At 47.8% G+C, this 14,391-nt stretch carries 12 protein-coding genes; 5 read left to right on the top strand and 7 right to left on the bottom strand.

What is annotated here, in order from left to right; translation table 11 throughout:
- Window positions 1–114: 114 nt before the first annotated feature.
- Both AC3CIC_RS04385 and AC3CIC_RS04380 read right to left on the bottom strand, forming a co-directional pair.
- Entirely contained in the window at window positions 115–960 is an 846-nt protein-coding gene (locus tag AC3CIC_RS04385; RefSeq protein ID WP_488515444.1) for a LysR family transcriptional regulator, read from the bottom strand.
- A gap of 153 nt (window positions 961–1,113) precedes the next feature.
- Complete coding sequence (locus tag AC3CIC_RS04380) at window positions 1,114–1,437, bottom strand: hypothetical protein (RefSeq protein WP_488515443.1); 324 nt, start codon at window positions 1,435–1,437, stop codon at window positions 1,114–1,116.
- A 360-nt stretch (window positions 1,438–1,797) separates the two neighbouring features.
- Here AC3CIC_RS04380 and AC3CIC_RS04375 point away from each other — a divergent pair, with 360 nt between their 5' ends.
- Complete coding sequence (locus AC3CIC_RS04375; RefSeq protein WP_488515442.1) at window positions 1,798–3,003, top strand: pyridoxal-phosphate-dependent aminotransferase family protein; 1,206 nt, start codon at window positions 1,798–1,800, stop codon at window positions 3,001–3,003.
- Window positions 3,004–3,025: 22 nt separating this feature from the next.
- Here AC3CIC_RS04375 and AC3CIC_RS04370 read toward each other — a convergent pair whose 3' ends face one another.
- From AC3CIC_RS04370 to AC3CIC_RS04355, 4 genes are all read right to left on the bottom strand, one after another.
- Window positions 3,026–4,015: a hypothetical protein gene (locus AC3CIC_RS04370; RefSeq protein ID WP_488515441.1), complete on the bottom strand. Its 990-nt coding sequence runs from the start codon at window positions 4,013–4,015 to the stop codon at window positions 3,026–3,028.
- A gap of 236 nt (window positions 4,016–4,251) precedes the next feature.
- Window positions 4,252–5,727, bottom strand: coding sequence for an EAL domain-containing protein (locus AC3CIC_RS04365; protein ID WP_488515440.1), 1,476 nt, complete (start codon window positions 5,725–5,727; stop codon window positions 4,252–4,254).
- A 342-nt stretch (window positions 5,728–6,069) separates the two neighbouring features.
- Window positions 6,070–7,140 (bottom strand): hypothetical protein, encoded by a 1,071-nt coding sequence (locus tag AC3CIC_RS04360; protein ID WP_488515439.1) that lies wholly within the window; start codon window positions 7,138–7,140, stop codon window positions 6,070–6,072.
- A gap of 96 nt (window positions 7,141–7,236) precedes the next feature.
- Complete coding sequence (locus tag AC3CIC_RS04355) at window positions 7,237–8,286, bottom strand: hypothetical protein (RefSeq protein WP_488515438.1); 1,050 nt, start codon at window positions 8,284–8,286, stop codon at window positions 7,237–7,239.
- Window positions 8,287–8,779: 493 nt separating this feature from the next.
- On the opposite strand from AC3CIC_RS04355, the gene AC3CIC_RS04350 reads away from it, so the two are divergent.
- The 3 genes from AC3CIC_RS04350 (at window position 8,780) to AC3CIC_RS04340 (ending at window position 11,766) form a co-directional block, all read left to right on the top strand.
- Window positions 8,780–10,033, top strand: a complete 1,254-nt coding sequence (locus AC3CIC_RS04350) for an aromatic ring-hydroxylating oxygenase subunit alpha (protein ID WP_394212660.1) — start codon at window positions 8,780–8,782, stop codon at window positions 10,031–10,033.
- Between the two features lie 118 nt (window positions 10,034–10,151).
- Window positions 10,152–11,267 carry an FAD-binding oxidoreductase gene (locus AC3CIC_RS04345; protein ID WP_488515437.1) on the top strand — a complete coding sequence of 372 codons (1,116 nt, stop codon included), beginning with the start codon at window positions 10,152–10,154 and terminating at the stop codon, window positions 11,265–11,267.
- 349 nt (window positions 11,268–11,616) lie between these two features.
- Window positions 11,617–11,766 carry a hypothetical protein gene (locus tag AC3CIC_RS04340; protein ID WP_016958448.1) on the top strand — a complete coding sequence of 50 codons (150 nt, stop codon included), beginning with the start codon at window positions 11,617–11,619 and terminating at the stop codon, window positions 11,764–11,766.
- A gap of 113 nt (window positions 11,767–11,879) precedes the next feature.
- On the opposite strand, the gene focA is transcribed toward AC3CIC_RS04340, so the two are convergent.
- Window positions 11,880–12,722, bottom strand: a complete 843-nt coding sequence (gene focA, locus AC3CIC_RS04335) for a formate transporter FocA (protein ID WP_026024043.1) — start codon at window positions 12,720–12,722, stop codon at window positions 11,880–11,882.
- A 297-nt stretch (window positions 12,723–13,019) separates the two neighbouring features.
- On the opposite strand from focA, the gene AC3CIC_RS04330 reads away from it, so the two are divergent.
- Complete coding sequence (locus AC3CIC_RS04330) at window positions 13,020–14,273, top strand: DEAD/DEAH box helicase (RefSeq protein ID WP_488515436.1); 1,254 nt, start codon at window positions 13,020–13,022, stop codon at window positions 14,271–14,273.
- Window positions 14,274–14,391 lie beyond the last annotated feature (118 nt).

Below are 14,391 nucleotides of genomic sequence, written 5' to 3'. Positions count from 1 at the left end.
AAAGTAGATGAGGCAATCGCCAGAAAGGAAGTGTTTGAGGAAAATCGGGAAAGCCTTGCGTACATATCTATATGACTTTATTTAACATACGCAAGGTTTGAAAATGAGTGCGGATCAATTCGCAGATAAGGCCGTGACAAGCTCTTCGATATCAGCATTCTTGTCATTGCTCGACAACCACACCATAAATAGCTCGCTCGCCGTTGAGGGGCTGTCTTTCACCAAATGTAATTCACCCGCTTCAATCCAATATTGAGCCACAGATAAAGGAAGAAAACCCACCCCTCCACGACTGAGCAGAAACTTCAGAGCAGGCTGACAACCATGGCTATGCAGAACAGGAGTGCGCTGTAGCGAAGGAATACGGCTGTGTTCAACACCAAAACGTGTTCCCCAATCTAAATACACCAGCGGTAATTCCGCGATGCTTTCCATGTCCTGATCCGGTTCGCTCGACACCAACACTAACTCAAAACTGGTCAAGCGGAATTGTTGCAGATCAGCCAATTTTGGCGGCTCACTGGTCAGCACCACATCCACCAGTTTTTCCAACAACGCATTAGAAATTTGCTGGCGGTTTAACGATTCAGTGCGCAGTGCCCACTCAGGTTGCACCGTTTGCACATGCTCAAGCCAATCACTGCTGCTTTCCAACTCCCAGATCAGCGACGTTGCCCCTACGGTCAATTGTTGCTGATATGAATCAGTTAGCGCCACGTCTTGGCGGGCACGCCCCCATGTTTGGAGGATATTCTCCGCATACGGCACAAAACGCTCACCAGCGGCAGTTAAACGCAAATCACCACGTTTACGGGTAAAAACGGGGGTGCCGAGTTTGATTTCAAGCTGACGGATGCGAAAACTCACCGCAGACTGCGTCAAATACAAGTTTGTCGCGGCTTTACCAAAATGACGGGTCTTATTGACTTCCAAAAAGGTGCGTAGTAAATCAGTATCCATATCAGCGCTATATCAAGGTAATATCATCTACTTGCGTTATCGTGCAAAAGCTAGTCTCGGTCAAGGTGAAAAGCCATAAATTGCCAACTTTCATTGCCATTTGGACGACTTATGTACCCAGAGGGATGAAAATTGAGAAATGACTTCGCTGCATCAAGCTCTACGGCGGACTTCCGGCTTAGGCAAAGAAAAACAAACAGAGTAAACGCCGCCCCCCAAACACCAACCCAAAACGAACAATCCCCAGTGCTGCACCACTCCGCCAATCAGCGCAGACGCAATCATGAGGAAAAGGCAAAGCAGTAAAAGGTTAATGAAAGAGGCCAGTGCACGATTCGCTTTGAAGCTCTTTTGCACAAAAACAAACACGCAAAGATAAATAGCGGCCACTTGTTTGTTGTAAAACCTATCCAGGTACATGACGAGCCACAAGCCCCAAAACGCACCTAATGCCACATCCAACCAAAGCTCAAACATCTGGCCTCCCACCGCTTTTCAACCGCGTATTGGTTTATTTAGCTAAGTGTAATCTCCCCCCTCTTTTGACACGTGTTCTATCAAAGAGAATGCAACCAATCCCATAACACCCGAACGTGATTAAGAACGAACATTGGACGCCTACGTGGTAACGTCTGCCCGCATAGACCGTCACGAAAAGTGAATCGAGACCTGCATTTTTTATGGGTATCTCGATTGTTGCCCGTTTTATCCATTTCAATGCAGCAGGCCGATCTTTCCCCACTTTAAGGCATGCTTCGCGTGGTAATCACAACACCGCTGTTTTAAGATGCCTGAACAGAAAGACATTGGACGTCACCACCTTACAGGAGTTATTGCGTGCGCATTTCCGCCCCAATCGTAGAATCATTAGACAGCATCTTGCCAGACGAACCTCTTTTAATGATGGGTGCGGGCCCAGTGCCAATTCCTGCCAAAGTGGCCGCCGCCAATGGCATCGTGATCAACCACCTTGGTGAAACCATGTCTCGCATTATCGAGCAGGTCAAAGCCATGTCGCGCTACGTATTCCAAACCGAGTCTTCACACATTTTGGGCGTGGCAGGCCCCGGCTCTGCCGCGATGGAAATGGCGGTTGCCAACTTGGTTGCACCAGGTGATAACGTCTTGTCTGTGTGTAATGGATTTTTCAGTACCCGTTTATCGGAAATGTCTGAACGTGTAGAAGGCAATGTCACGCGTTTTGTCATTGAAGAAGGCAAAGCGGCTGATCCCTTATTGGTTGAACAAGCTATCGCCAAATACTCACCCAAAGTGCTCACCATTGTGCAAGGTGAAACATCAAACACTGTGTGCAACGGTGCGCTGCCGGATATTTGCCGCGCGGCGAAAGCGGCAGGTTGTTTGGTCATTGTGGATGCCGTTTGCACCCTAAGCACCATGCCGCTTTATATGGATGAATGGGGTGTCGATGCTGTCATTACGGGTGGGCAAAAAGGGCTAAGCTGTATTCCAGGCGTATCCCTAGTGGCATTTTCTGAGCACGCGTGGGACAAAATAACCTCGCGCCAAGACACGCTGCGCCATTGGTGTTTGGACGCTAAACTGGCGGACAAATTCTGGTATCAAAGTTCTTATCACTACACAGCGCCGGTTTCCGGCATCATGGCGATTCATGAAGCACTGCGTCTGGTCTGTGAAGAAACCTTGCCAGGCCGTTTCGACCGTCATTTACGCTGCTCATTAGCACTGCAAGCAGGCATTGAAGGATTAGGACTGTCGTTGTATGCCGACAAAGCATCACGCTTGAACTCTGTAGTGGGTATTCATGTTCCGAAGGGGATTGATCAAAAAACAATTCTTGCACGCATTTCGAACGATTTTAAAGTCGAAATCTCAGGTTCATTTGGGTTAGATATTGTCCGTATCGGACAAATGGGCGAACAGTGTCGCGTGCACAATATTTTCCGCACGATTCACGCGTTAGGTTCGACAATTCAAGGGTTGGATGGAGAGGCTAACCTGCCTCGAGGTGTGGCGATGTTGGAAAAAGCATTGCAGGAATATCAGCCGCAGTTCGTCTAACGGCTATTCGCTGTGTTAATTGTCAGCGATTAGAACGATCAACCGATAACTCACCATCCTCTTGCGTAATTGAAAACACATGGTTTGGTGAGTGTGTCACTTCCTCTGATCCCAAACGCAAATACTCGCCGTCAGACTCATAGCCATGGTCGACCCATATGCGAGTCATCGATGCGCGCTGCATGAACCGAGAAAGGTTGTTGTCTGCATTTTTTATCGAGACCGCTTTTTGCTTATCTGAGCCAAAAAAGTACAACGTAAAACAGCGAGCAAGCATCAATAACTGAGATTGGTTCAGTTCGATTGTCGGTGTCACATCCCCAGCGACCTCTTCTATAGCGTTATCCGTTTTATCATCTCGTACTTCAGTTTCCGCGCCCCCCCGATCAACATTGGCGATATTATCGAGAGAAAGATCCGACACAAGATTCACGCCCGCGACATAGTCAGCGTCAAGCTGATACTCATTCAGATACACCACCAAATCTTTCCCTTTGGTGATGTGTTGCTTTGCCTCTGCGGTGAACGCAACTAACGCTTCGACCTCTTCGATCTCCTCCCCCCAATACGGTGACGGGCAAGATCCCGTCGCAACCACATCACAGCAGAAGCCAAGGTTTGCCCCCACAGTGGAAAGAAAATCGTGGACTGACAGTGTGACGTTTTCAGACTCGCTTTTAAGCAAGGTCACAAAATGAGGTTCAAGGATGACTTTCGGCTTAGGCAAATCTTTGAAGAAAAAATCAGCCAGTTTAACGGTAATCGAAATCTGCTTCGATTCAGCCCCCACCAGCAAATAGAATTTCATCTTCTTGGTGAAGAAGTTATAACTTGGATGTCTAAAATAATTAAAGCGAACCTTCTCTCTAAGCCCAAGTAAAAAGACTCTGGGCTGAGAAAGCGTATGGCTCATGTGGCTTTTTAAATTCACTCGGTAATCAACCACATACTGACTAAGACTGCCAGATTCATCAGAAAATCGTTCGTCTACAAGCAGATCTGCCCAGAACATTTCGGTCCCGATCAACCCCGCTCGCCAGTGGCGCTTCATGCAAATTGATTCAGTCTGCTTAATCGCCTCCAAACGCTGCTCTCTCTCTGACTGTTAATATCATTAAAAAAGAATAGTTTATATTTGCGAATAACATGAAGTTCAGTAGCACATTCCATCACTCTAAAAAGGCCTCTTTACCTATTTAGCCGGAAAAGTGACAATCGTTGGCGCCTCATACACCATCATCAAGCGACTTAGTGCATCAAATGGCGGTTTCTCACTGCCTCAATCGACATGGGCTTATCGTGGAAATAGCCTTGTTGATATTCGCAGCCCCGGTCAGCCAAAAACGTCGCTTGTTCTTCGTTTTCTACCCCTTCAGCGACAATGTCGATGTTTAAACGATGAGCCAGTTCGATGATCGATTCCAGCACTGGCGCATTAATGGAGTCCACCCCCACTGTATCAACAAAGCATTTGTCGATTTTGAGGTAATCAAACTTAAGCCGTTGCAACATAGACAGCGAAGTATGCCCCACACCGAAATCATCAATCGCCACGCGAACACCTAAATCACGCACAGCATCAATCTGTAAGATCGCTTTTTCATCAAGTAATTGTCGCTCAGTCACTTCTAACGTTAACGACAGATTCACACGATCGAATTCTTTTAACGTTGCTTTCAACGTGTCTTCAAGGTCATCACTGCACATGAACTCCGGCGGCACGTTAACGCCTAAGTGATAACGCTGATTAAAGTTAAGCGATGCCATGTCTTCGACGACAGTTTTAAATACATAACGCGTAAACGGCATACTCAGTTGCTGATTTTCGATTTCAGGAATAAATATTTCAGGACTGACGCTCCCCATTGTTGGGTGCTGCCAACGCGCCAACGCCTCAAAACCGTGCAATCGATTATCTTTGCCATAAATGGGCTGATACTGCAGATGGAACTCTTTTCGCTCCATGCCCCGTCTAATTTCTTCTGCGAGCGAAAAACGAGGCGTAAAAAAACGGATCAGCAGATGCGCCAATAGGGAAAGCAACAACGCAATCGGCACGCTCGATAGTACAAACATAGCCATCGTCTTGTTCACATTACTATCCGATGCTGATACACCAATTCTGATGTGGTATTTGTCGGAGCTTACCGAATTTTCAATGACCTCATCGGCGTAGCGTTTGCCAACCAAAATCGCACTACCGATCCAAATGGTTAGTTTGGAATAGCGCGCAGAAGACGCCAAATTTAAGTGCTCATGAAATGCGTACTTGGTCAGTACTACAAACCCTCGACCGTTTTGCGTTTTTTGGGTCGAAACGATAAGCACTTTGTCACTGCTTTTGTCCGCATTAATTTTCCCGTAGCTGTGTATACCTGGCTCGATCTTTTTCTCAAGCAGTGCCAGATCAACCCAGTCAAAAAACGGATTAGATTGACAGAGTATTTCTCCATCTTTGACCGTGATGTAATGCTCAACATTGGGCAAAAGCGCCATCCTGTCTTTGATCACTAAACAATTTTCGGGCTCACTCAACGCCATGCTGACCTGAGTGGACAGCAACGTGGCTTTGCGCTCTACGGCTTGCAGATAGAAGGACCCAAATTCCTCGGCATTTTGGTCTATCGCCAATTTGGACAAATACAAGCCAAACGCCACAGAAAAAAACAACGGCACACAAAGCAAAACGAGGTAATACACTACGCCCTGTTTATCGAACTTCATTGATTCGGCAAACCTTCAAAATAGCAGATGTACCCAGCGAAATGACCAGCAAGCTGTCTAACTTATCAATCATCCCTCAACATTGAGAACATGTAATAGAGCAGCTAGTTACAGATTTATTGGTCAAAAAAAATGGGCAAAATAAAAAGAGCGCGATATATATCACTCTTAAAATGAAATCGCCATGAAACAAACGATGTAACGACCAAATAGACTGGAAAGATTTGCGGACAGATGCAATGGATCACACAAAAGTAGCGAGGTTTGAGCTTTAGTGGCTCAAATGGTTGTTTCAAGCAACTATCTGCAAATGGCATCAAGATGCTTGGCGAGGCGAGATTGTTAGACTTCCCCCGATAAACTTTTCAAGAAAAGAAGCTGCTGGCGCTCTTGCTCCGATGGCTGATAAGACTCTTCTGACAGGCTATTGGCATTGAATGGACCCAACTCAATCACCGAGACATTCGACACACCATAGCGCGTTTTTTCTCCCGGAGAACCAGACATACGCTCCACTTGAATGTCACGAAGCTGGTACTCACCACTTTCACCACCAAATACGGATTGATGGGCTTTCACATCCATCACACTCTCCCCTTCGGCTAACCTTTGCTTACTGGTTAGCACCGCGACAGGCGTACCATCGACTCTGTAAAGATTGGCGCGCACGCGATATAAGCCGGCTTTTTTAGCATCAATATCCAGCGGGATCGTCCAGTCAGCCCCTTGCACATACGCGGGTTGCGCACCGAGTAGGTAAGCCACTGGGTTTTGATAATTCACATCGGCCGTTAATACATCCCCACCACCAGTAAACTGCACCTTAACGCGAAGGCGCACATTGGCAGGCCAATTCTCTTTTGCTGTTAGTTTCCCTTGTGCGTTCTCACTGTTACCGGAGGCCACCACTTCGCGTGTATCGATATCAATCAAGTCAAACTTCATGCCCGTGACAGGCAGGCCACTTTTCACCCTAAACGCGATGGGTTCAGGGAAAAAATAGCGATATTTATCGACCACCAGCGCCGCAGAGTGTTTACCGTCTAGAACGGGCATTTCAACCACCGCAAAATGGTTAGGCGTAAGATAAGGGCTCGCTAAATCCACAATGGGCTGAGAATACGGCGGGTAATTCAACTCACTTTCAAATGTTTGAGCAATGCGGGAAAACTGCGCTGACATGGCTTCCGACACCACCACTTTCTCTTCGGTAGGTGCTGTCTCAACCCTAGGCGAAACATCGCGCTTAACATTGGCGATTCCCGTCGTAGCCAACACCATGGTTGAGCGCTTTTCTTCACTGTTTGCTGGCAGCAAATCCATGCTTTGAGGGGCGTTATCTTGCGTACCTGCAAACCAAAAAACGCCTAACCCAACACTAACTAGCGCAACCACCATCCACAACCGCTTCATCGACAATCCTTGTTCATACAAATAAGGGGAGTCAGACTCCCCTTTTCAAGCTGTATCTTCGTTGTACTCATGCTTTAAAGCTAAGTCAGCACGTGGTCAAAGCAAATCAGCAACCAGTTCTGACATGGTGTGATCGTCGGAGCCATTCACATGACGATACGTCGCCCATTTCCACCACGACCATTTATCCTGCGTAGCGACAGAAATCGACTGACCGTTAGCTAATACCGCACTTTTGCGTGCTGTCGTCACTTTTCCTTGATGGCGATCGCCAATTAACTCACCGTGACCATAACCGCTCCCCATTAACATCGGGTAATGGCGCGGCATAAAGCTAGAAACGCCATTAGATTGATATGCCACCTTGCCATCAAACGCCACCGACGTAGAACAACTGCCAAAGCTGCCCGCGCGGCTTGCACCACAGGTTGAATGCGACGACACAACACCATCATCATGACCGGGTAAGAAAGGCGACGTTAAACCAAAGTACTCAGAATCATCGCCGACAAAACGGACTCTTGGCACACGCCCATCAGGAAACGGTGCGATCTGGCGAGCATTCGATACTTTCAGATCATTCAACACACCGACATTGCTGCTATTGGGTATGTCCCCAAGCCAAAGTGAGATAGCCAATCTCAGCGAGGCGTTTAAAACACCCCCACCTTCGGCAATATTTACCGCCAAATCTGCAAGCTCTGAACCACCACCCGCGCCTGCGAAATCAAACGTGGAAATAATATTTAATGGTGTTAAACCTCCGTTTAAAAGCCAGTTTTCTTGATTATCTAAAATATAACGGGTGACGAGATCTCCCGTTGAATGTGTAACAAAAATACAACCGTTCACACAGGTATTACTTTGTGCCAGTTGTTTTAATTTCGGCCACGCATAATCACTGGCAATTTTACCCGCAATCCTTTCATGGGAAGGCCAATCGATCCGCACATCAGCATGGGTGAGCCAGTACTCCTGCCAATAGACTTCTCCATCAGCACGAACCTCTGTCGCATCTGGTCTTGCCTGTAATTGTGCGGGTTGCAGCCCATGCACAAGAACGACGGGATGCTGGCCAATCGCGGCAAAAGTAGAAACGGAAAACGTTGCAGCAGCGAGTGAGAGCATTGCGATGAATCTCTTCATTTCAAACCATCCTTTTTTATTGGTTTCGAACAGCCTAGATGAGAGATTAAAATATAACAATTGATTAACATTGATCTTGATCCCATTCGCTTAACAAGGAAATTATCAAAGTACAAATCGAGGTATTTGAAGACAGAGATTGTATAAATGCGACATTATTGACTGAAATATTTATATCTAGAAAACACTCACTGAAACTTATTTCATTATTTACTATACCCGCCCCAACCATCTTTAATTTATGAATAACGCTCACAGTTTTTCTGAGCTGTTCATCTTGTTGCCACCCTGAACATACCTTGCATTTTTGCCTGATTTTTTCTGCTTCTCCGTCGTAAAACGGCGCGAATCACGTCGTAATTACATAAATACCCCTATTGGAATCACGGCATTATCTGAAGAATATCCCCCTCACTATGGTTTGACCAAAGAAGGTCGACCGCAGTTTGAGACGGCTGAACGTTTTGATACGGTTGGAAGTAAGGAAAGGGCCATGAGTCATCTGCCTGTGAAGAACATCGACACCATGCCAATCAACAGAGAGATGGTGAAAACCATGCTTGAGCGGCGCATTCCCGACTACACACTAGAACAGCCCTTCTATACCAGTCCTGAACTGTTCCGCATCGACATGGAAGAGATTTTTGGCAAAGAGTGGATTTTTGCAGGCATGACCTGTGAATTACCCAAAAAAGGCAGCTTCATCACCTTAGAGCTGGGCGACAATCCCATCGTCATTCTTCGCGACAACAACAATGAAATCACCGCCTTTCATAACGTGTGCCGCCATCGTGGTTCTAAGCTTTGCCTCACGCAACGCGGGAAATCCCCCAAGCTGGTTTGCTCGTATCACCAATGGGCTTACGATCTGGATGGGACACTGGTTTATGCCGGATCCGATATGGGCGACGATTTTGATAAACAACAGTTTTCGCTTCACCCAGTGCACTGCGAATCCGCAGGCGGCTATATCTTTGTGTGTTTGGCAGACAACCCACCGCCCATCCAAGAGTTTCTTGATGACATGAACCTATACCTTGAACCGCATGGTATGGAAGACACCAAAATTGCGGTACAAAGTGAAATCATAGAAAAAGCCAACTGGAAACTGGTGGTCGAGAACAACCGCGAGTGCTACCACTGCGACGGCTCACACCCCGAACTGCTCGCTTCACTGCTGGAATGGGACGATAACAACGACCCTCGCTCGACACCAGAATTCAAAGCGCTGGTTGCCGAGAAACAAGCGCTATGGGATACGCTCGATATTCCTTACCTCTTCAAAGGGGCGTACAACAACCGAAACCGCCTTGTTCGTACCCCCTTAAAAGCTGGCACCCACTCCATGACGTTAGACGGCAAAGTGGCCAGCACAAAACTCATGGGACGCATTAGCTCACCAGATCTCGGCGCATTGCGTATTCTGCATTTACCCAACTCATGGAACCATGGCATGGGCGACAACTTGATCGCATTTCAGATCATCCCCATCAGCCCACAGGAAACCCGCGTTGTTACACGCTGGCTGGTTCACAAGGACGCCGTTGAAGGTGTCGATTACGACCCTGAAAACCTCGCCAAAGTCTGGACAGCCACCAATGCACAGGACAGATCGCTGGCAGAAAATAACCAGCGCGGCGTGAACTCCGTGGCCTACCAACCTGGCCCTTACTCCAAAACCTTTGAGTTTGGCGTCATCAATTTCGTGAATTGGTACTGCGAGCGGCTAGAAGAAAACTTAGGGTAGCCCGTGTGGTTTCAGGTATGTCAGTGTCGTGTTTGCGTAACTCACAAACGGGAAAGCACAACAAAATCCCCTATAACTTAGAGACATTAATTTGTGTTAATTGATTAGGGATAAAGGCATGAGTGAACTGGACGCTGGCGCTGAAAACAGTCTCAACCCGGTAAACACACAAACGTGGGTCAATGGGCGCCACCTTGTTCGTTGTGTAAAAGTGATTCAAGAAACCCATGACGTGAAGACATTCTGCTTTGTGAGCCAAACGCCCATACTGTATTTCTTCAAACCGGGTCAGTTTGTCACGCTTGAACTAAACATCGGTACTGAGCAAGTCATGCGCAGCTACACCATGTCATCTTCCCCTTCAGTGCCTTACAGCTTTTCCATTACCGTCAAACGCGTCAAAAACGGCCAAGTATCTAACTGGCTACATGATAACTTGCGGGTGGATGATGAACTCGCCGTGCATGGGCCTATTGGCAACTTTAACTGTATTGATCACCCTACCGACAAAGCCTTGTTTCTTTCTGGCGGCGTTGGCATTACCCCCGTCATGTCGATGGCGCGATGGTGGTACGACACCAACGGCGCAGTAGACATGAAATTCGTTCACAGCGCCCAAACCCCCAAAGACATCATCTTTTTGAAAGAACTGGAGCTCATTGCCTCGCGCATTGATAACTTCGAAGTCAGCATCATCTGTGAACGGTATGACATCGGCGAAAGCTGGTACGGCTATCGCGGTTTTTTAACCAAAGAACTCTTACAGCTCATCGCCTCTGACGTATTGCAACGGGAAGTCTACTGTTGTGGCCCTGAGCCGTACATGAGAGCCGTTCGCGCCATGCTGACTGATCTTGGCTATGACATGAGCCGATACCATGAAGAGAGCTTTGGTGAGACACCTGCAGATGCGATCGAAGATGCAGAAGAATCCGCGGAGTTAGCACAAATTGCTGATGAACTTCCCGCGAATGGCTTTGCCGTTGAGTTTGTCGATGAAGGCATGTCTGTCACCTTGAGCGAGAACGAAACCATTCATGCTGCCAGTGCAAAGTTGGGCATTCACGTACCGAAAGCCTGTGGTATGGGGATTTGCGGCTCGTGCAAGGTTCGATTGCTTTCTGGTGAAGTGAACATGGAGCACAACGGCGGGATCAGCGACGAGGAAATGGAAGAAGGCTATATTCTCAGCTGCTGTAGCACCCCGATCAAAGATGTTTCTATTGAGACCTGATTAACCTGCAATCCACGCTAACAGACATCCCCCCTAAATTGCCTCGTTGACTTAGAGGCAATGTACTTCTCACTTTGATCGTCTCTGTCTGAAAATTTCTGTTTGAAAACAAATGCCGATCACCGTGCTCTGCCCTCCCTGATTTAGATCACCGCTTCCAAATTATGCCTTGAACCAGAGCGTTTCACTTCGAACAGCTTATCAACGAATGTCTATTTTATTGGACTCATATTCCGCCTAACACAACCATCACCGAACCCTAACATTACCAACAAGAGTTTGAACCACAGTGTATTGGCTGCAGCAAAACACTTTTAACCCAAGACTCTAAAGGAAAGGAGAACAACCCATGAATATGTTCAAAACAATGATGTTAGCAATGGCGGTTTTATTTTCAGGCATGGCGTTAGCCACTGACACCAAAACGGAAACTTGTCCAGAAGGGTCAGAAGCGCCAGAGTGCCAAATGCAGAAAGACGATAGCGGTTCAACTAACTAAAGAACCTCCTATCTTCAATTTTGTCGCTTCGACCTCGACCTTCGAGCAACAAAAAAAGGCCAGTGGCATTTGCCATTGACCTTCCCGTTTTATCTGTTTAGCGCCTTCGCGCATTAATCGCGCAAGTAAATCATCCAATACCACATGCCCACAAACAAACCACCGCCGATAATATTACCCAACGTGACAGGCACAAGGTTGTTCACAATGAAGGTCATCATACTCAGGTCAGAGAATTGTGCCGCTGTCGTGCCCGTCATCTGCCAGAAAGATTCTGGCGCGAAGAATTTAATCCCAATCGCCATGGGTACCTGAAACATGTTAGCGATACAGTGCTCAAACCCCGCTGACACAAACATCGCGACAGGCAAAATCATCACCATGATTTTATCGGTTAGTGTGCGACCGCTATAGGTCATCCACACCGCAATACACACCAGCACATTACACATAATGCCGAGCGCAACTGCTTGGAAGAAGCCATGATGGAGCTTATGCTCTGCAATCTTCATGGCATTAATACCCACTTGCCCGTTGTCGAACATGTACTGTTGAGCAATCAACATACACACTACCAACAACGCGGCACCAACGAGGTTTCCGGCGTACACCACCGCCCAGTTTTTGAATAAGGCTTTCCAGGTAATCTTACCACTGGCTCGCGCCACTAAAGTGAGTACCGAACTTGTGAAAAGCTCGCCACCGGTAATGATCACTAGGATAAGACCCAAACTAAATGCCAGCCCACCGACAAAGCGCACCATGCCCCAAGGCAAGTCGCCTGCACCCGTTGTGACTGTGGTATAGAAGATAAATGCGATACCGATATGAATACCGGCTGAAATAGCCAGAAGGAAAGATTTGGCCGGATCTTTCGTTGCCTTAGCAACACCAATTTCCGCCGCTCTTTCAGCAATCTGAGGAGGGGGTAACGAATCAAACTGAGTAAAGTTCATAGCTGATAACACTGAGTAAGAAACACGAAGGGCGCGGATAATCTCTCCTTTCCCTGCGTTTTTCAAGGGCTATTTTTTTAATCAATTTATGTTTTCAACAATACACACCAAACCGAACAACGAACACAAACAAGAAGGTATCGAATAAACAAGCTACTGCGCCCAAATGCCGCAATATTGCTGCGTTCGTGCCGAATTCATGAATCGCTTTCTAATAACATTTCTCCATGCCGGCAGATAGACTTCTGCTTACAGGCTGATAGACTTCGCGCCTTGAACCTCTAACCGTGAATGCCCATGACTTTTACTGCGCTGAACCTTACCCCTGCCGTGCTCAATGCGCTGCCAAGCCGCCTTTCTTCACCAACGCGGATCCAAACCCAAGCGATCCCCGCCGCGTTGGCTGGAAACGATTTGCTTGCCATGGCACAAACGGGCAGCGGCAAAACGCTCGCGTTTGGTTTGCCCCTGCTTCAGCGCGTGGAGAAAGACAACGGCGGTATTCAAGGTGTTGTGCTTGTACCAACTCGTGAACTTGCCGCGCAAGTCAGCACGGCGCTACAAGAAATCGCTTCGCCAATGGGTATTAACATCGTCATGTTATGCGGCGGCGTAGCGCCTGCATTACAAATTGCCGAGCTAGAAAACGCCCCGCAACTTTTGGTCGCCACTCCTGGTCGCCTGCTCGATTTCCTCAATCAGAACATCGTTAGCCTAAAAGGCGTAAACCAGCTGGTATTGGATGAAGCCGACCGTTTGTTGGAGATGGGCTTTTGGCCGGATGTTCAGCGCTTAATTGCCTCTATGCCCGCCAAACGTCAGACCTTGCTGTTCTCTGCCACCTTACCTGCTGAATTGGAATCTGCCGCCTTGGCGCTGCTTTTCAAACCTGTGCGTATTGAAGCCCATGAAAAAAACAGCGTGGTCGAAGACATTGAAGAGTGCCTGTATTTGGTGAACAAAGGCAGCAAAGCGCAAGCGCTGATCGCCCTGTTGAAACAGCATGGCTGGCAACAAGTCTTGGTGTTCGTGAGTGAACGCAACGCCGCCGATGCGCTGGCAAAGAAATTAGCAAAAGCCGGTGTTTCAGTCGCGGCCTTACACGGCGACAAAGATCAGGCCGCGCGTGAAAACACGCTGGCAGAGTTTAAAGCGGGAAATATCAACGTGCTGGTGTCGACGGACTTACTCTCTCGCGGTATTCACATTGATGCGTTACCCGTGGTGATCAACGCCGACTTGCCACCCAATGCCCCGGTTTATGTTCACCGTGTCGGGCGCACCGCACGCGCTGGCGAAAACGGCCTAGCGCTGTCGCTAGTGTGTCATGGCGAGCAAGAAGCATTGAACGCGATTCGCACCCTCACTGGTCGCGCATTGGCACTTGTCGAGTTGGACGGTTTCCCTGTCACCGACAAACCTTCTGACGGTGTTTCATCAAAAGAGCGCAAACGCGCCCCTCGCGATAAGAAAGCCAACCGCCGCAGCAATACGAAACGCAGCATCAAACAGTTTAAGCCCAAAGCTAACCAAGAGAAGCCATCGCGCTAGGCGGCTAACTCGGTCAGTACGGCAAGAAAAACCAAATCCCAGAGACAACAAAGCCCGAGCAAGTCGGGCTTTGTTTTCAGCTGAATATCATCACATGTTGTTTAACAGGTGTGGTTCA

It is taken from the genome of Enterovibrio sp. QJM3NY_24 (genome assembly GCF_057786035.1).
The sequence above is the reverse complement of the archived record's forward strand: the minus strand, read 5'-3'. Positions and strand labels throughout refer to the sequence as shown.